Genomic DNA, 17,895 nt, shown 5'->3' with positions numbered 1-17,895 from the left:
GGATCGGGCTACGTCGCCGTGGCGAGCACGCCGTCGCCGAGGTCGGTGGCGTCGTCGAGCTCTCGTGCCGGGCGGCGGCTGGCCGGGGTGGCGAGCGCGAGGCGGGTCAGCGTGGCGGTGCCCTCCCCGACGAACGCTCCGACGCGGCCGTATGCCCGGTCGTACAGGCGCGTGCTCAGCACGGTCGCGTCATCGACGGTGGCGACGCACAGGTCGCCGTCCACGATCACCTCGAGCTCGTGCTCACCGGGTTCGATCGTGCACGGGCGTTCGAGCTCGACGGCGAACGGGACGTCCCCGGAGATCTGCCACTGCTCGGTGCCGGTCTGCTGGCGGGGCCACCGGTCGAGGACGAGGCGTTGGCGGTGCGGTTCGAGGCGCAGCACGTACCCCTCGTCGCCGTCGACGCTCGCGCGCAGCAGCAGACCGAGCTCACGGGTTCCCGCGCCGACGTCGAATCGGGCGGTGAGCCGGAACGCGTTCGGTGCGTCCTCGGGGGAGAGCACGCTCGCGTGCCCGTCGGGAGCGGTGAGCATCGTCCCGGCGGCGACGACTTCGACCGGATCGACGTATGTGTCGCGCTGCTCCTGTGTGGGATGGAAGGTGAGGGTGCCGTCGCCCCGCTGCTCAGCCTCGAGCACCGACATCGTGCCGGCCCACTGCCACGCTCCGTCGTCGGTCCCGCCCTCGCGAGAGGCGATCCAGCCGAAGAAGAACCGACGTCCGTCGCGTTCCGCGGACTTGGCGGCGTAGTACGCGCGCCCGTCGAGCGTGTCGTGCTCGGGCACGAGCCACGGGCCGTCCAGGCTGCGGGCCATCCGGTAGCGCGTGGTGAAGGCGTCGCTGAACTCGGAGTAGACGAGGTACCACCACTCACCCCACTGGAACACCTCGGGGCACTCGTGAGCGATGTATCGGCGCGGATCCCAGAACGGCGCGGCAGCCTCCCAGGTGGTGAGGTCGCGCGAGACGCACTGGGCGATGACGCCTCGCCGACGCTCCGGCCCGTGGTCATGACGGGCGGTGATCAGCATGCGCCATAGCTCGGCCTCGGCGTCCCAGAGCACGAACGGGTCGCGCCAGTCCCCAGTCTCGTACCCGGGCGTCGCGCCGAACGTCTCCTCGGGGCGGCCCTGCCAGGACCGCATGCCGTCGTGGCTCGTCGCGTGCATGACCACCTGGAGCGGTCGCCCGTCCGCGCCCATGTGGGCCGGGTTCTGCCCGGTGTAGAACGCGTGGTGGATTCCCTCACGGTCCAGGACGATGCTGCCCGTGTAGACGTTGAAGTCTGGTGCGGACGGTCCGCCCGAGGCGAGCGCCTCTCCGGCGTCGTGGAAGTCGACCAGGTTTTCGGTGGTGACCCGGTGCCACGGCATGCCGCTCTTCGGTGTGCGGCGCGTCTCGTGCAGGTAGAAGAGGTGGAAGACACCGTCCTCCTGCCAGGGGATGACGTCCCCCACCCAGGCGCCGTTCGGCTGGTAGAACCCTCGCTGGTCCATTGCTACCCATCGTCGTGGTTAAGCGGTTGCGCACACCGTAGCGGGCGTTCCTCGCGTTGGTCAACCGTTTGAGCATCGTTCTTCGCAGACGGTGTCGCTCGTGGCCCCGTTGATGCCGCCTAGCCCACGGAGCCGTAGATGCGTCCACGCGACGTACGCGTGCCCCGGTCCGTCTCTGGATCACAGGTACGCCGACGACCGGATCGAGCGAGGCGAAGTATGGGAGCCGGACCAAGAGAATGAGAGTCGTGCTCACACCTTCGCGGGCTCCCCTGGCCGGAGCTCCGCCTCATACGACGTGCTGGGAGTGTTCTCTCGGACCGACGTTCTGGTCAGCGAACCGGGCCACAACCCGTCGGGTGAGCAACAGAGGGACTGGTCACGCCCGGCACAGGCTTCGCGGTTCGAAAGCGACCTGGTGTGAGAGCGTGTGCGGCGTGCAGCTGTCATTGGCGTTGGCCCGGACTGTCATTGCAGACGTGTTCGCCGAGCTGTCCGAGTATGGGCGGCGACACCACGCCACGATCGCAAGGTATGACCTGGGCGGGGTCGGTGACCCACGGACGTTGACGGGCCAGGAGGTGGCCAGGACGCGGATCATCGCGAGCCGCATCTCAAACAGCCAGAGCGCTTGGTTCGTGGAGCGCGCCCGCACGGCCCCGTGGGGTGATGTGCCGACCGGTGCGAGCCTGGTCAACGCCGATCCGGATGAACGCGACGGACTGTACGACGCGGCTGTCGCCCTCCACGAGCACTTCCGTACCGGGGCTCCGGCGGGCGTTGCGGCCGCCAAGCTCCACAAGGTGCTGCACCTCAAACGGCCCGGGTTGTTCCCTATCCTCGACTCTCGTCTTCTAGCCACATACGCCACCGCGGCGTCCCTTGCGGCCAGCCAACACCCGACCTGTGGTGCGCGTCGCCTCTGCTGGGCGTCGATCCGTGAAGACCTCACCGACAAGCAGAACGCGGACGCGCTTGCTGACGCCCGTGCACGGTTGGCCGCCGATGGCGACCCCAAGGTGGCGGCGATGGCGCGGTTGACGGACCTGCGTCTGCTCGACGCGGTCGCCTGGCGGAGCTGACGGGCGCCGACCCTGCGATTCCAGACGTGCCTCACAACCGCTTGCGGCAGCCGACCTTCAAGACCACGATCGCTATCGGGACGGGCAGGGCGACATCCGAAGTCACAGCGGTTTCCGCCGACTCGTCCGGTGCACAGCGGTGAGTGGTAGTCCAGGACAGCACTTCCCGCGTGAAGGGGGGCGAGCGAGATCGAGGGCCAACAGCCGCCGACCAGCCACGTCGACGTCGCTGAGCGCATCGCGGGAGACGTCGCGCAGGCTCACGAGCGCTTCTTGGACGGTGCGCCGTGCCAGCCGTCCCACGGCGCTGCCACGCTCGAACTGGCTGGGAAAGGCACCGCGCAGTAGATAGGACCACGGGCCGCGGTCAGGGAGTGTGTCACCACCGTGGTGCGGGTCGTGCGGGCAACCGGCCATGCACGCCCGCGGGTGAGCGTGCGCAGTCATATCGTCAAGGCGGACTTTGCGGTGACGCCCAGCGTGCAACACGGGCCGAGCCGCGATGGACGGTACGACGGTGAGAGAGTCCGCCCCGACGTCGTTAGTAGGCCGCGCAAGTCGGGTGCCGTACTGCGCGCCAGGACGTGACGGGTTGAACAGCACGTCCGCCGACACCACACCTGCAACGATTGCGGCGCCGATCCGGGAGGGCAAAAACACCACAAGAACATCACAAGCCAGTTCGCATCGGGCAACCCAACCAACCTAGTGACAACTTGGAAACCGGGCATGGCCAGCGCATTTGACGCATCGTCGCAGGTCACACTAGCCCCCTCTTTTGGGGGCAGGCTCTTCCCGGCGTGCAGACCGACTCGTCCGCATCGCACCTCCCGACCTGCGGCTCCACGGGACCGCGCTGCATCGGTCCGCGTGAGGACCGCACGACATCCTGCGGTCGTTGGCGGGTCGTGCTGGAGCCGTCCCGGCACTGTGGGCGTGCCTTCGTCGCGTGGATGCTCACGCCCCGTAGGCCCAGGCGCGGACGGCGGCGCGGATCGCCTCCGACTCTGTCGACAGACCTTCTTGCGCGGCGCGCTCCCGGAGCGCGGTCAGGGTCTGCTCGTCGAGGCGGACCGTGACGGGCTTGCCCGGGCCGTGGCCGGCCGCGAGGCGGCCACGGCGACGCACGCGGAGGGCGGGCAGGTCGTATCCAGCCTCGGCCTCGTCGGCCCAGGCCGAGATCTGCGCGTCGGGGACTGGTGTTCCGCGGACGGTGCGCTGCTCCTGGTCCATCGGAACAACGTAGACGTCAAGGCGGGACGTAGTCGCTCCTCCGTGGGGCGATGGCGTTCCGGTCGTCGGCGCTCGACGCTCGATCCGCTGGACGAAGGACCGACGTACGGGCCGCCGCACCCGCCTCCCGCCCCTCTGCTGCGCCCGCCGTGCGGGGCGTCGTGACCGTGCGTAACGTCGCGCGTGGACCCACGACTCCCCTCGAGCGGAGAACGAGATGGGACGACGCACAGCCGCGCCGGACCGCCGTCGGTCGATCGTCGCGACGGCTCTCCTGTGGTGCCTGGTGGTGGCCCTCCTGGTGGTCCCGTCCGCGCCGAGCGCGACGGCCGCGCCCACGGTGCCGTTCACGGCGAAGTTCGCGACGAACGCGAACGGTGCCGTCGTCACGGTCGGGAACAACCTGCTGACGTGCGCGCCGTCGGCCTCGTGCACGCGCGCCCGGGCGGGCGCCGCCGCCGACAACAACGCGTTCACGATGGTCGAGCTCGACGCGGACGCGGACGCGTCGACGAGCAGCTCGACGATGTCGCGGCTCGACCTCCCGGCCGGGTCGACGGTGCTGTGGGCCGGCCTGTACTGGGGGGCGCGGCTCCAGGCGGGCGCGGGCGGCCAGGGCGGCTCGGCCGCGCAGGCCGACCAGATGCGGCTGCGGACGCCGGGCGCCGCGTCGTACCGGACGGTCGCGGCGAGCACCGCCGCGCGCGACCAGTTCGGCCCGAACCCCAGCAGCTACAACGCCTACCAGCGCTTCGCGGACGTCACGACGATCGTGCAGCAGGCGGGCGGCGGGGAGTACTGGGGCGCGGACGTGGAGGCGGCCACGGGCCAGGACCGCTACGCGGGCTGGGCCCTCACGGTCGTGTACGCGGCGCCGGGCCTGCCGCTGCGCAACCTCACGGTCTTCGACGGGTTCAACGCCGTCGGCTCGGGCAGCCCGCAGGACGTCACGGTCTCGGGGTTCCTCGCCCCGGAGGCGGGGACGGTCGACGCCCAGCTGACGATGGTGGCCTACGAGGGCGATCTCGCCCAGACCGGCGACTACACGCGGCTGGGCAGCACGCAGCTCGCCACCGCGCTCTCCCCGGGCTCGAACTTCTTCGACAGCGCCAACGGGGCGAACGGCCAGTCGGTGCAGACGCGCACCCCGGCCGACCGCAACATGCTGGGCTTCGACATCAAGAACCTCGGGGCGTCCGGGGCCATCCCCAACGGGGCGACGAGCGCCCGCTTCACGTTCTCCAGCAACGGTGACGTCTACTACCCGGGAGTCCTGGGGATGGCGATCAACCTCTACGCGCCGGAGTTCACGGCGTCGTCCAAGACCGTGACGAACCTCGCGGGCAACGACCCGGCCCGCCCGGGCGACACCCTCCAGTACACGCTCAACTACGCCAACACCGGGCAGGACCCGGCGGTCGAGGTGGTGTCCGAGGACGTGCTGCCACCGGGCACGACGTTCGTGCCGGGCTCGCTCGCCCTCGTCCCCTTCCCGGGCGCCACGCCCGTGCCGCTGACGGCGGGAGCGGGCGACGACGTCGGCGAGGTCGACGGGCGCACCGTCCGGGTCCGTCTGGGCGCGGGCGCCTCGGCGACCGCGGGCGGGACCATGGCGTGCTCAGGCGCCGGCTGCACCGACGACGGCACCTCCCGGTCGGCGTACACGTTCCAGGTCACGCTCGACGACGCGGCGGGCGGTACGACCGTCACGAACCTCGCCGACCTCGACTACCGGACGGCGACCACGGGCATCGCGGCGACGTACACGACCAACCCGGCGAGCACGGTGGTCACGACGCGGGCCGACGTGGCGGTGACGAAGGACGTCGCGCCCGACCCGGCGACGGCGGGCGGCGAGGTCGTCAGCACGGTCACCGTCTCCAACGCCGGGCCCAACCCGGCCCTGACCACGGAGCTGCGCGACCCCGCGCCGTCGGGCACGACCGTCGAGAGCGTCGACGCGCCGCCCGGGGTGTCCTGCACGCTGGAGGTGGTGTGCGCGGTCGGGCGGCTCGAGCCGGGCGCCTCGGTCGTCGTCGTGGTCCGCGGGCGCACCCCGGCGGGCAGCGCCCAGCAGAGCGTGACGAACGTCGCGAGCGTGAGCACGGCGTCGTTCGACCCCGACCTCACGAACAACACCGCGGCGGACACCGCGCCGCTCGTCCGGGCGGCCGACCTCGCGGTGACCAAGACTGCGACGCCCGCGACGGCGGCGCCGGGGACCACCGTCACCTCGACGCTCTCGGTGACGAACAAGGGGCCGTCCGACGCGCAGGACGTCGTCCTGGCCGACGCCGTCGACGACCCGGGCCAGCTCACCCTGACCGGTGTGACGGGGACGACCGGGGGAGCGGTGTGCGCGGCCGTGCAGGCGTCGGGGGTGCGGTGCGCCGTCGCCACCCTGCCCGCGGGCGCGACGGCGACGGTGACGGTCACGGGCGTGCTCGCGGCCACGCTCGACGGCGGGGTCGTCGTCGGGAACTCGGCGACCGCGACGGCGGCCACCGCCGACCCGGACGCGAGCGACAACCGCGCGACGGCGCAGGTGACCACGAGCGCGCCGCAGGCGGACGTGCGGCTCGGCAAGTCCGGCCCGACGGGCGTGGTGGCGGGGTCGACGATCACCTACGCCGTCGTCGCGAACAACTGGGGGCCGTCGGGCGCTCGCGGCACGGTCGTGACCGACGCGGTCCCGGCCGGCGTCACCGTGACGTCGGCCGTCACCGACCGCGGCACGTGCACCGTGCAGCAGGACACCCCGGCACCCGGGCGCCAGACCCTCTCGTGCGAGCTCGGGGACCTGCCCGCCGCGACGGGCGGCGGGACGCAGCCCGGGGCGACCGCGACGGTCACCGTCACGGGCACCGTCGACCCGGCGTTCGCGGGCGACGCGCTGACGAACACCGCGACCGTGCGGACGAGCACCGCGGACCCCGAGCCGGCGAACGACACCGCGACCGCGACGACTCCGGTGTCGCGGAGCCTCGACCTGTCCGTGTCCAAGCGGGCCAACCGGACCTCGCTGCCCGGCGCGGCTCCCCGCCCGGTGGACTACACGATCACCGTGCGCAACGCCGGGCCCTCCGCCGCGCGCGACGTCACCGTGACCGACCTCGTGCCGCTCGCCCTGCGGTTCGACGCCGTCGAGACGGACGCGGGGACGTGCGACACCTCCCAGGTCGCGACGCCGCAGCCGGGCGACCCGGACCACGGGCTCCTCACCTGCACCCTGCTCGGTCCCGTGCCCGCGGGGGCCACCGCGACCGTCACGGTCCGGACGACCGCCGAGGAGGTCCTCGAGGGCGGGCCGGACGTCACGGAGATGGTGACCGTGTCCGCGCCCGACGAGGGGCCGACCACGAACAACACGGCCACGTGGGTGCTGACCGGCGAGCCGTACATCGACCTCGGCATCACCAAGACGGCGCCCGCCACCGTCACGGCGGGGGGCACGGGGGTCTACACGCTCGCCGTGACCAACCACCCGCCCGACCCGGAGGAGGAGCAGCTCGTCGCGCCGGCACCGACCGTCCGCGACACGCTGCCCGACGGCGCGGTCTTCGTCGGCGCGACCATCCCCGGGTCTCCCGCGACCCCGGACTGCACGACCAGCGGTGACGTCGTCTCGTGCGTCCTGCCCGCCGACCTGGCGCCCGACGAGACGGTCGTCCTCGAGGTCGAGGTCTCCTTCGACCCGGGTCTGGCCGCAGGGACGCGGCTCGTGAACTCCGCCGAGGTGGTCAGCCAGGACACCAGCCCCGACCCGGTCGTCTCGAACAACACCGCCACGGCCGCCAGCACGGTCACGACGGAGGCGGACGTCCTCGTGACGGACGCGGCCATCACCCCGACCGACCCCGGCAGCACCGGGCCCGGGTCTCGCCGCACGGTGACGTTCACGCTGCGCAACGACGGCCCGTCCGTCGCCCGCGACGTCGTGTTCCGGCAGGCGGTCGACCTCGACGCCGCCGTGGTCGAGGAGTCGCTGCCCGCGGGCTGCTCGCTCGACAACGGCGAGCTCGTGTGCGCCGTCGGCGACCTCGCGCCCGGCCAGAGCGTGCCGGTGAGCCTCGAGGCCGTCGTCGCGGGGTACGAGGAGCCGGGGACGTACGAGGGCCGCACGCGCGTCTTCACCTCGACGCCCGAGACCGACCAGGGCAACAACCTCGCCGCCGCCACGACCGCCGTCACGCAGGAGCGCACCGACCTGCGGATCGCGAAGACGCCGGTGGGCACGACCCCCAACCCCGCGGACGGGCACCCGTCCTTCGTCGCGGGGCGCCCGTTCGCCTACCAGCTGACGGTGTCGTTGCCGGACGCGGCGGGCGGCGGCGTCGCCGACGCGGCGGGCGTCGTGCTCACGGACCCGATGCCCCCCGGGTTCGTCGCCACCGCCGCGAGCACGACGAACGGCACGTGCGTCGTCTCCCCGGGCGGCGTGACGTGCCGGCTCGGCACGCTCGCCGCGTGGCCCGCGGCCGGCGCCCCGGCCGTCGTGACGGTCTCCGGGTTCGTCGACGTCAGCGCGGAGGGCGAGCAGGTCACGAACGTCGCGACCGCGACGTCCACCACCCCGGACCTCCAGGGCGCACCGACGTCCGTGCAGGCCGCCGCGCCGGTCGACGTCGTCGAGCAGGCCGACCTGCGGCTCCTCAAGGTCGCGGACACCACCGTCATCGACCCCGACGGCGTCCCTGTCGCCCCCGTCGGAGGGTCCGTCGGGTTCACGCTCACCACGGTCAACGCCGGGCCGTCCGACGTCGAGCAGGCCGTCGTCGAGGACACGCTCCCGGTCGGGCTCGCGCTCGACCCCGCGTCGTCCCCCGGCTGCGCCGTCACCGGGACCGACGGGCAGGGACGCCAGCAGGTGCGCTGCTCGGTCGGCGCGATCGCCGTCGGCGGGTCGGTCGCGACGCGGGTCGTGGCCACCACGGCGTCGACCGACGTGGCCCGGGAGGTCGAGAACACGGCGACCGCGTCGTCCGGGGCGACGGATCCCGAGCCGGCGGACAACACCGCGACGGCGCGGGTGCGCCTCGCGCGCGTCGCGGACGTCGCCATCACCTCGACGGTCAGCACGACGACCCCCGCCGCGGGCGGCCAGCTCACCTACACCGGCTTCACGATCAACAACGGCCCCTCGGCCGCGTGGGACGTGACCGGCGTGACCACCTTCCCGCCCGGGCTCGTGCCGGTGAGCTGGGACGTCCCGTTCAACACGTGCACCTGGAACCGCCCGCCGCCCGCCGAGCCGCAGGCCGCGGCGTGGGAGGACTTCTCCTACGTGCTCTCCTGCGCGGCCACGGACCCCACCGGGCCGTTCCAGCCCGGCGTGGCCACGACGTCCGTCGTCGTCCTGCAGATCCCCGGGGACACGCCCGCGGGCGACTACCCCGCGCGCGTCGTCGTCGCGACGCCGACCCCGGAGACCGCCCTGGACAACAACGAGTCCGCCCAGACGGTCACCGTCCAGCACGTCTCCGACACGCGGGTCGTCAAGACCCTCGTCGAGCCGAACCCGATGCAGGCCGGGCGGCCCGCGACCTGGCGCCTCACGGCGACGAACGACGGCCCGTCCGTCGCCGAGAACGTCGTCGTCTCCGACAACGTGCCCGCCGGGATGTCGTACGTGTCGGCGGTGCGCGAGGCGGGAGGGGAGTGCCCGGCTCCGGAGCAGTACAGCACCGCGGACGGCGACACCGAGGAGATCGTGCGCTGCCCGCTCGAGACGCTCGATGTGGGGGAGTCGGCGTCCGTGCTCGTGACGTTCGGCGTGGACGCCGGCACGACGGGCCAGGAGCTCTGCAACACCGCGCTCGTCGGCTCGGGGTCGCTCGACCCGGTCGCGGACGACAACGACGACCGGGCGTGCGGGACCGTGACCGCGCCGCCGGCGACCGACGTGTCGGTGACGCTCTCCCCGCCGTCGGGCCAGGCGAGACCGGGCGAGCGCGTGCAGCTCGACGCCGTCGTGCGCAACGGCGGGCCGGCGGGCACGACCGGCACGGTGCTCACGCTCGAGGTGCCCGCGGGCCTGACCGACGCCGACGCGGTGCTCGTCGCGAGCTTCGACGGCGCGACCGCCGAGGTGCGCTGCACGCCTGCGGCCACGGCCGCCCTCGCCGTCGTGGCGGCGACGGTCCTCACGTGCGTCGTCGGCGACCTGCCGCCCGGCGCCGCGGTGACGTACCGCCTCACGGGCACCGCCACCGGAGCGCCGGGCACGGACCTCGTCGTCACGGCGCGGGTCGCGCACGACGCCCCGGACACCGTCCCGGAGAACGACGTCGCGGCCGCGGCGGTCCGTCTGCTGCTCGGAGCGACGCCTCCTCCCGGCCCCGGCCCCGGCCCCGGCCCCGGTCCCGGCCTCCCGCCGTCGGGCCCGGGGGAGGCGCCCGCCGGTGCGGTGCCGGGCTCGCACCCGGCCGCCCCGGGGCCGTCCGCGGGGCCCTCGTACGCCCTCGCCGTGACGGGCGCCACGACGGCCGGCCTGGCTGCGCTCGCCGCCCTCCTGCTCGGCCTCGGGACGCTGCTCGTGCGCGGGCACGGGAGGGCCGCGCGCGGCCCGGGCGGGCTCGGGCCGCGGCGGCCGCGAGGCGGCGGGACGGCGTGAGCGCCGCGGTGCGGCGTTAGGCTGTCGTGCCGCACCCGCCGCGGAGACGCCGGTCCGCCGGCGCGTCCGCCCGCCTCTCCCGGCACCACCGGGAGGACGGGCCCCGTCCTACTCGTGCCGAGGAGCACCATGTCGCACCACGACTCGCACACGCCTCCGCTCGCCTACGTCATCGCCGGTTCCGAGGCCACCGGCGGCGCCGGCATCCAGGCCGACCTGAAGACGTTCCAGGAGCTCGGCGCCTACGGCGTCGGCACGCTCACGTGCATCGTCTCGTTCGACCCGAAGAACGACTGGGGCCACCGCTTCGTCCCCGTGGACCCGCAGGTGATCGCCGACCAGTTCGAGGCGGCGACGGTCACGCACGAGCCCTCGGTCGTGAAGATCGGCATGCTCGGCACGCCCGCGACGATCGACGTCGTCGCCGAGTCGCTGCGCTCGCGCACGTGGGAGCACGTCGTGCTCGACCCGGTCCTCATCTGCAAGGGCCAGGAGCCCGGTGCCGCCCTCGACACCGACACGGCGCTGCGCGCGCAGGTCCTCCCGCTCGCGACCGTCGTCACGCCCAACCTCTTCGAGACGCGCACGCTCGCGGGCGTCGAGTCGATCGAGACGGTCGAGGAGCTCGTCGAGGCGGCGCGCAAGGTCCAGGCGCTCGGCCCGCGCGCCGTCGTCGCGAAGGGCGGCGTCGAGCTGCCCGGCCCCGACGCGGTCGACGTCCTGGTCGACGGCGACGAGGTGCACGTGCTGCGCACCCCGAAGATCGGCGAGGAGCGCGTGAGCGGGGCCGGCTGCACGTTCGCCGCCGCGATCACCGCGGAGCTCGCGAAGGGCGCCTCGGTGCTCGACGCCGCGCGCGTCGCCAAGGACGTCGTCACCGCCTCCATCGAGGACCGTGTGGCCTCGAACGCGCCGTTCGACGCGGTACGGGTCGGCGCGCGCCGCTGACCTTCCGCGGTGCGCCCGGGCTGCGCCTCACGACCCCGGGCCGACCCGTGCTCGACCAGCGATCACCCCTCGGACGTCTCGACGTCCCCTGACGGTCAAGGAATACTCTCGTCACCGTGAACGACCTCTCCCCTTCGGAACTGTCCCCGTCCCCGGGTGCTGCCGACGGCCCCGACCGGGTCTCCGCCGACGTCTCCGACCTCCCCGACGACACCGGTCACGCCGGGCGCGGCCTCGCGCGCCACGACGTCCCGGGCCCGCTGCGCGACGACGTCCGCCTGCTCGGCGGCCTGCTGGGCACCGTGCTGCGTGAGACGGGGGGCCAGGACCTGCTCGACGACGTCGAGCGGCTCCGCGAGCTCTCGATCCGCGCGTACGACGACCGGTCGGGCGCGGTGCTCGCCGAGGCCGAGGCGCTCGTCGAGGGCCTGTCCATGGCGCGCGCCGAGCAGGTGGCGCGGGCCTTCACGTGCTACTTCCACCTCGCGAACCTCGCGGAGGAGTACCACCGCGTGCGCGTCCTGCGCGAGCGCGAGGCCGAGTTCGCGACCCGCGCGACGACTCCCGACGACTCTCTGCCCGAGGCGTTCGAGCAGCTCGTCGGCGAGGTCGGGCGCGAGGAGGCGCTGCGCCGGCTGCGTCGCCTCGAGTTCCGCCCCGTGCTCACTGCGCACCCCACGGAGGCGCGCCGTCGTGCGGTCTCCGGCGCGGTGCGGCGCATCGCGACGCTCCTCGACGAGCGGGACGCGCAGCGCCTCGGCGGCACGTCGCTCGCGGAGAACGAGCGTCGTCTCCTCGCCGAGATCGACACGATGTGGCGCACCGCCCCCATCCGCGAGCACAAGCCGTCGGTCCTCGACGAGGTGAAGACGGCGCTCGGCGTGTTCGACGCGACGATGTTCGACACGTTCCCCACCGTCTACCGCCGCCTGGACGACTGGCTGCTGGGCGACGAGGCGGGGCGCGAGGAGCCGCTCGTGCGGCCGTTCGTCAGCCTGGGCACGTGGATCGGCGGCGACCGCGACGGCAACCCGAACGTCACGGCCGACGTCACGCGCCAGGCCGCGGCGATCGCCGCCGACCACGCGCTCGCGGCGCTCGAGCAGCAGGCGCGCGCCGTCGGGCGCAAGCTCACGCTCGACCAGGACGGCACGCCGCCGTCGGACGGCCTGCGCGCCCTGTGGGAGCGCCAGCGCCGGCTCTCGGAGGCGGTCACCGTCGCCGCGTCGGAGGCGTCGCCGCGCGAGCCGCACCGCGCGGTCCTGCTCGTCGTCGCGGACCGCATCGCCGCGACGCGGGCCCGCAACGCCGACCTCGCCTACCCGAACGCCGAGCAGCTCGAGTCCGACCTGCGGGTCGTCCAGGAGTCGCTCGTGGCGGCGGGCGCGCCCCGTGCGGCGTACGGGGACCTGCAGCAGCTCGTGTGGCAGGTCGAGACGTTCGGGTTCCACCTCGCGGAGCTCGAGGTGCGTCAGCACTCCCAGGTCCACGAGGGGGCGCTCGCCGAGATCGCGGAGAAGGGCCTGCACGGCGACCTCTCCGACCGCACGCGCGAGGTGCTCGACACGTTCCGCGCGCTCGGCGCGGTCCAGCAGCGCTACGGCATCCGGGCCGCACGCCGCTACATCGTGTCGTTCACGCAGAAGCCGGAGCACCTGGCGGCGGTGTACGAGCTCGCAGAGCTCGCGTTCGAGGGCTCCGACGAGGCGCCCGTGGTCGACGCGATCCCGCTGTTCGAGACCTTCGCCGACCTCCGGGCGAGCGTCGACATCCTCGAGTCCATGCTCACGCTGCCGCAGGTGCAGCGTCGGCTCGCCGAGAACGGGCGCCGCGTCGAGGTCATGCTCGGCTACTCGGACTCGTCGAAGGACGTCGGCCCGGTGTCCGCGACCCTCGCCCTGCACGACGCGCAGAGCCGCATCGCGCAGTGGGCCGAGCGCCACGACATCACGCTCACGCTGTTCCACGGCCGCGGCGGCGCCCTCGGCCGCGGCGGCGGCCCGGCGAACCGTGCCGTGCTCGCCCAGCCCCCGGGCTCGGTCGACGGCCGCTTCAAGCTCACCGAGCAGGGCGAGGTCATCCTCGCGCGCTACGGCGACCCGACGATCGCGTCGCGCCACATCGAGCAGGTCGCCGCGGCGACGCTGCTCGCGTCGGCGCCGTCGACGGAGAAGCGCAACGCCGAGGCGACCGAGCGCTACCGCGACCTCGCAGCCGCGCTCGACGAGTCGTCGCGCCGCCGGTTCCACGAGCTCGTGCGCGCGGACGGGTTCCCGCAGTGGTTCTCGCAGGTGACCCCGCTCGAGGAGGTCGGTCTCCTGCCGATCGGCTCCCGCCCGGCACGTCGCGGCCTGTCGGTCTCGTCCCTCGACGACCTGCGCGCGATCCCGTGGGTGTTCTCCTGGTCGCAGGCGCGCATCAACCTCGCGGGCTGGTACGGGCTCGGCACGGCGCTGCGCGACTTCGGCGACCTCGAGCTGCTGCGCGAGGCGCACCGCGAGTGGCCGCTCTTCGCGACGCTGCTGGACAACGTCGAGATGTCGCTCGCCAAGACGGACGAGCGCATCGCCGAGCGGTACCTCGCGCTCGGGGACCGCGACGACCTCGCGCAGGCGATCCTCGACGAGCTGCGCCTCACGCGCGAGCAGGTCCTCGCGGTGACGGAGAACGCGTGGCCGCTCGCCGGCCGGCGCGTGCTGGGCCGTGCGGTCCAGCTCCGCAGCCCGTACGTCGACGCGCTCTCGCTGCTCCAGGTCCGCGCGCTGCGCGGCCTGCGCTCCGGCGCGGAGGGCCCTGTCAAGGACGAGCTCCAGCACCTGCTGCTGCTCACCGTCAACGGGGTCGCGGCCGGCCTGCAGAACACCGGCTGAGGTCCGGCGCCCGCCACGACGGCCGTCACGTCGACCCGCGACCGGGTCCGTGGCGGCCGTCGTCGTCTGGACAGCCGTCCAGTTGTTGAATGAATCCTCAACCATCGCCCGGGTGAACGGCCTCTCACGGGGTTCTGGGTAAAGTCTTCGCCAGAGGCCTACCAGCCGCCGCTATCCGTGGGGTACTCTGGCGACGACCGACCACGCCGGAGTCCTGCTGTCGCCCGACGACGTACGAGAGCAGGGGCCGACAGGTCGGGGCGTCGGGCAGGAGGCGCGGCACTCGTCGGGGTGGGCGAGGCAAGGCGGGACGAAGGGCGGGGCAGTGTTGGTACAGGAGCTCGAACGCAGCGACACCGGGGCAGGGACGGGCGGCATCCGGCTGCTCGAAGAACGCGACGCGAGCGTCGTGGACATGTGGGGCGAGATCGACGTCGCCCTGCGCAGCGAGGCGAGCGCCGCGCTCGCCAACGCTCTCGAACGCGACGTACCCGTGGTCATCGACACGTCCAAGGTGACGTTCATGGACTCGACGGGCATCGCGTTCCTCGTGCAGTTCTACACGATCGGCTCCGAGGAGGGGCTGTCCGTGACGCTGCGCAACCCGCCGACGGTCGTCACCGACGTCCTGGAGATGCTCGGCGTCATCGAGATCTTCGGCACCGAGCACCACGAGGTCAGCCCGGCCTGAGGGCCCCGGCGAGCCCGGCCCCTCGGGACCGGGCTCGGACCCCGGGCACGATCGTCAGACGGCGTCGGCCGCGAGCGACGCGGCGCCCACGATGCCCGCTGCGTTGCGCAGCTGGGCGGGCACGATCGGCGCCCGCAGGTGCAGCAGCGGCAGGAAGTGCTCGTGCTTCTTGCTCACGCCGCCGCCCACGACGATGAGGTCGGGCGAGAACAGGTCCTCGACGACCCCGAAGTAGCGCTGGAGCCGCTCGGCCCACTGTGCCCAGTCGAGGTCCTCGCGGTCGCGCGCGGCGTCGGAGGCCCGGGTCTCGGCGTCGTACCCGTCGATCTCCAGGTGCCCGAGCTCCGTGTTGGGGAGCAGGCGGCCCTCGACGAGGATCGCGCTGCCGATGCCGGTGCCGAGCGTCGCGACGAGCACGACGCCGTCCGCGTCGCGCGCGGCGCCGTAGCGCACCTCGCCCACGCCCGCGGCGTCGGCGTCGTTGACGGCGACGACGTGCCGTCCCGTCTCGCGCGCGACGAGCGCCGGGAGGTCGACGCCCGTCCACGACTTGTCGAGGTTCGCGATGAACCGCACGACGCCGTGCTGGAGCGGGGCGGGGAACGCGACGCCGATCGGCACGTCCTGCGGGAGGTCGTAGGCGCCCACGAGCTCGGCGATCACCTCCGCGACGGCCTGCGGCGTCGACGGCTGGGGGGTGGGGATGCGGTGCCGCTCCTGCGCGAACTCGCCCGTGGCGAGGTCGACCGGGGCGCCCTTGATGCCGCTGCCGCCGACGTCGATGCCGAAGGCGGTGCGGGGGCGCGGACGGTCCGCGGGGGTGCGGCGTGCGAGTCCTGGTGGGCGTTCATGGCAGTGTGAGGATCTCCGCTCCGTCGTCGGTCACCAGCAGCGTGTGCTCGAACTGCGCGGTCCGCGAGGCGTCCGCGGTGACTACCGTCCACCCGTCGTCCCACATCCGCCACTCGGACGTGCCGAGCGTGAGCATGGGCTCGATGGTGAAGACCATCCCGGGCTCGATCACGGTCGCGTGGTCTGGCGCCGCGTCGTAGTGCGGCACGACGAGCCCCGAGTGGAACGCGCGCCCCACGCCGTGGCCCGTGTACTCGCGCACGACCCCGTACCCGAAGCGGGCGGCGTAGCGCTCGATGACGCGTCCGACGACGTTGATCTGGCGGCTGGGCGCGACGGCCTTGATGCCGCGCGCGAGCGCCTCGCGCGTGCGCTCGACGAGCAGCGCCGACTCCGGGTCCACCTCGCCGACGGTGAAGGTGGCGTTCGTGTCGCCGTGCACGCCGCCCACGTAGGCGGTGATGTCGACGTTGACGATGTCGCCCTCGACGAGGTCGGTGGAGTCCGGGATGCCGTGGCACACGACCTCGTTGAGGGAGGTGCACAGCGACTTGGGGAACCCGCGGTAGCCGAGCGTCGACGGGTAGGCGCCGTGGTCGAGGAGGAACTCGTGGCCCACGCGGTCGAGCTCGTCCGTCGTGACGCCGGGGGCGACGTGGCGCCCGACCTCGACGAGCGCCTGCGCCGCGACGCGCGAGGCCACCCGGATGCGCTCGACGGTCGCGGGGTCGTTGACCTCGCTCCCCTCGAAGGGCCGCGGTCCCGGCCGGCCCACGTACTCGGGGCGCTCGATCGTCGTCGGGACCTGCCGCTGGGGTCCCACGACGCCCGGCGTCAGGGGGCCACGGCGCCCGGGGCGTGGGGGAGCGGCGGCGTCGGGCGGGACGGGGGCGGTGCTCATGGCCGCCAGTCTACGAACGCGCGGGCGCCGTGGGCGGCCGGCCGGGCCGGGATGGGGGAGGATCGAGGCATGAGCACCGGATCACGCTTCAGCGACGACGGCGAGCCCGCGGCCACGGACGGGTACTACTACGACACGCGCACCGGCGAGGTGCACCGCGGCCCGAGCGCGTCGTGGTCGCACCGCATGGGGCCGTACCCCACGCGCGAGGCCGCCGAGAAGGCCCTGGAGACGGCGCGCGAGCGGACGGACGCCTGGGACGAGGAAGACCGCCGCGAGCGCGAGGAGTGACCCACGCCCCGCCGCCCGGCCCGCGCCGGGTGTGGTCGGGCCGTCTCGGCCTGCTCCTCGCCGGGCTGGCGGTGGGCGCGCTGACGCTCCTCGTCGCGCTGCAGGTCCGCGCCGTGTCGGGAGCCGGCCCGACGACGGTCACCCCCTCGGGCGGGGCCGTGCCCGCCGCGCCCGAGCCCGCGCCGTCGACGGCGTCGCCCGACCCGACGGCTACGGAGACCGGGCCGGCGCCCCCGCTCGCGGGCGTGACGGTCGCCGTCGACCCGGGGCACAACGGCGGGAACGGGGCGAACCCGCTCGTCGTGAACGCGCCCGTCCCCGACGGCCGGGGCGATACCAAGGCCTGCAACACGGTGGGGACGTCCACGGACTCGGGCTACCCGGAGCACGCGTTCACGTGGGACGTGGCGGGGCGGCTCGCGGCACGCCTGACCGAGCTGGGCGCCGTCGTCGTGCTCACGCGCCCCGACGACGCGGGCGTGGGCCCGTGCGTCGATGCGCGCGGTCGGTTCCCGCAGGAGAACGACGCGGACGTGCTCGTCTCGCTCCACGCCAACGGCACGGAGGACCGCCGCGCGCACGGGTTCTTCGCGATCGTGTCCGACCCGCCCGTGGACGAGGCCCAGGGGGAGCCGAGCGTCGCGCTCGCGCACGAGCTCGTGGCCGCGCTGACGGCGGCCGGGTTCGCGCCGTCGTCGTCGGTCGCGGCCGACGACGGCCCCGTCCAGCGGCGCGCCGACCTGGCGACGCTCAACCACGCCGAGCGGCCGGCCGTGATGCTCGAGCTGGGGGAGATGCGCAACCCCGAGGAGGCCGCGGTCATGGAGTCGGAGGAGGGGCGCCAGCGCTACGCGGACGCCGTCGCGAGCGGCGTCGCCGCGTGGGTCGCCGACGGCGGTGCGGGCGCAGGGTGAC

The 17,895-nt window shown here is 73.8% G+C and carries 11 protein-coding genes; 7 read left to right on the top strand and 4 right to left on the bottom strand.

Going from position 1 to position 17,895, the window contains the following annotated elements; all coding sequences use genetic code 11:
* Positions 1–8: 8 nt before the first annotated feature.
* Positions 9–1,499: a GH32 C-terminal domain-containing protein gene (locus tag BJP59_RS10025; protein WP_194520841.1), complete on the bottom strand. Its 1,491-nt coding sequence runs from the start codon at positions 1,497–1,499 to the stop codon at positions 9–11.
* Between the two features lie 437 nt (positions 1,500–1,936).
* Here BJP59_RS10025 and BJP59_RS10020 point away from each other — a divergent pair, with 437 nt between their 5' ends.
* Positions 1,937–2,581, top strand: coding sequence for a DUF6308 family protein (locus BJP59_RS10020; RefSeq protein WP_194522864.1), 645 nt, complete (start codon positions 1,937–1,939; stop codon positions 2,579–2,581).
* Between the two features lie 957 nt (positions 2,582–3,538).
* Here BJP59_RS10020 and BJP59_RS10015 read toward each other — a convergent pair.
* Complete coding sequence (locus BJP59_RS10015) at positions 3,539–3,814, bottom strand: ribbon-helix-helix domain-containing protein (protein ID WP_194522863.1); 276 nt, start codon at positions 3,812–3,814, stop codon at positions 3,539–3,541.
* A 217-nt stretch (positions 3,815–4,031) separates the two neighbouring features.
* Between BJP59_RS10015 and BJP59_RS10010 the strand changes: the two genes are divergently transcribed.
* The 4 genes from BJP59_RS10010 (at position 4,032) to BJP59_RS09995 (ending at position 14,936) form a co-directional block, all read left to right on the top strand.
* Complete coding sequence (locus BJP59_RS10010; RefSeq protein WP_194522862.1) at positions 4,032–10,427, top strand: DUF11 domain-containing protein; 6,396 nt, start codon at positions 4,032–4,034, stop codon at positions 10,425–10,427.
* A 129-nt stretch (positions 10,428–10,556) separates the two neighbouring features.
* A complete protein-coding gene (gene thiD, locus BJP59_RS10005; protein ID WP_021483778.1) occupies positions 10,557–11,375 on the top strand; it encodes a bifunctional hydroxymethylpyrimidine kinase/phosphomethylpyrimidine kinase in 819 nt (272 codons plus the stop codon).
* A gap of 260 nt (positions 11,376–11,635) precedes the next feature.
* The gene (locus BJP59_RS10000; protein WP_228485421.1) at positions 11,636–14,245 is read left to right on the top strand and encodes a phosphoenolpyruvate carboxylase; all 2,610 of its coding nucleotides are present in this window, start codon (positions 11,636–11,638) and stop codon (positions 14,243–14,245) included.
* Positions 14,246–14,570: 325 nt separating this feature from the next.
* On the top strand, positions 14,571–14,936 hold the full coding sequence (locus BJP59_RS09995; protein WP_021482430.1) for an STAS domain-containing protein: 366 nt from the start codon (positions 14,571–14,573) through the stop codon (positions 14,934–14,936).
* A gap of 54 nt (positions 14,937–14,990) precedes the next feature.
* Here the strand turns inward: BJP59_RS09995 and ppgK are convergent, their stop codons facing one another.
* Positions 14,991–15,719: a polyphosphate--glucose phosphotransferase gene (ppgK, locus tag BJP59_RS09990; RefSeq protein WP_194523019.1), complete on the bottom strand. Its 729-nt coding sequence runs from the start codon at positions 15,717–15,719 to the stop codon at positions 14,991–14,993.
* 64 nt (positions 15,720–15,783) lie between these two features.
* A complete protein-coding gene (gene map, locus BJP59_RS09985) occupies positions 15,784–16,689 on the bottom strand; it encodes a type I methionyl aminopeptidase (RefSeq protein ID WP_194522861.1) in 906 nt (301 codons plus the stop codon).
* Positions 16,690–16,758: 69 nt separating this feature from the next.
* On the opposite strand from map, the gene BJP59_RS09980 reads away from it, so the two are divergent.
* Together BJP59_RS09980 and BJP59_RS09975 are read left to right on the top strand one after the other, a co-directional pair.
* Positions 16,759–16,980 carry an SPOR domain-containing protein gene (locus BJP59_RS09980; RefSeq protein ID WP_144682218.1) on the top strand — a complete coding sequence of 74 codons (222 nt, stop codon included), beginning with the start codon at positions 16,759–16,761 and terminating at the stop codon, positions 16,978–16,980.
* Positions 16,977–17,894 (top strand): N-acetylmuramoyl-L-alanine amidase, encoded by a 918-nt coding sequence (locus tag BJP59_RS09975; RefSeq protein ID WP_228485380.1) that lies wholly within the window; start codon positions 16,977–16,979, stop codon positions 17,892–17,894. The genes BJP59_RS09980 and BJP59_RS09975 overlap by 4 nt, the downstream gene beginning before the upstream one ends.
* The last annotated feature ends 1 nt before the right edge of the window (position 17,895 follow it).

The organism is Cellulosimicrobium sp. JZ28, from assembly GCF_015327065.1.
In the GTDB taxonomy this organism is placed as follows: domain Bacteria; phylum Actinomycetota; class Actinomycetes; order Actinomycetales; family Cellulomonadaceae; genus Cellulosimicrobium; species Cellulosimicrobium funkei.
Note: the sequence above shows the minus strand (reverse complement) of the source record. Positions and strands in the feature narration are given on the sequence as shown.

Coding starts and splice junctions, on each gene's coding strand:
- BJP59_RS10025 (WP_194520841.1), bottom strand. CDS start 1,499: ATGGACCAGCGAGGGTTCTACCAGCCGAACGGCGCCTGGGTGGGGGAC.
- BJP59_RS10015 (WP_194522863.1), bottom strand. CDS start 3,814: ATGGACCAGGAGCAGCGCACCGTCCGCGGAACACCAGTCCCCGACGCG.
- BJP59_RS10010 (WP_194522862.1), top strand. CDS start 4,032: ATGGGACGACGCACAGCCGCGCCGGACCGCCGTCGGTCGATCGTCGCG.
- thiD (WP_021483778.1), top strand. CDS start 10,557: ATGTCGCACCACGACTCGCACACGCCTCCGCTCGCCTACGTCATCGCC.
- map (WP_194522861.1), bottom strand. CDS start 16,689: ATGAGCACCGCCCCCGTCCCGCCCGACGCCGCCGCTCCCCCACGCCCC.
- BJP59_RS09980 (WP_144682218.1), top strand. CDS start 16,759: ATGAGCACCGGATCACGCTTCAGCGACGACGGCGAGCCCGCGGCCACG.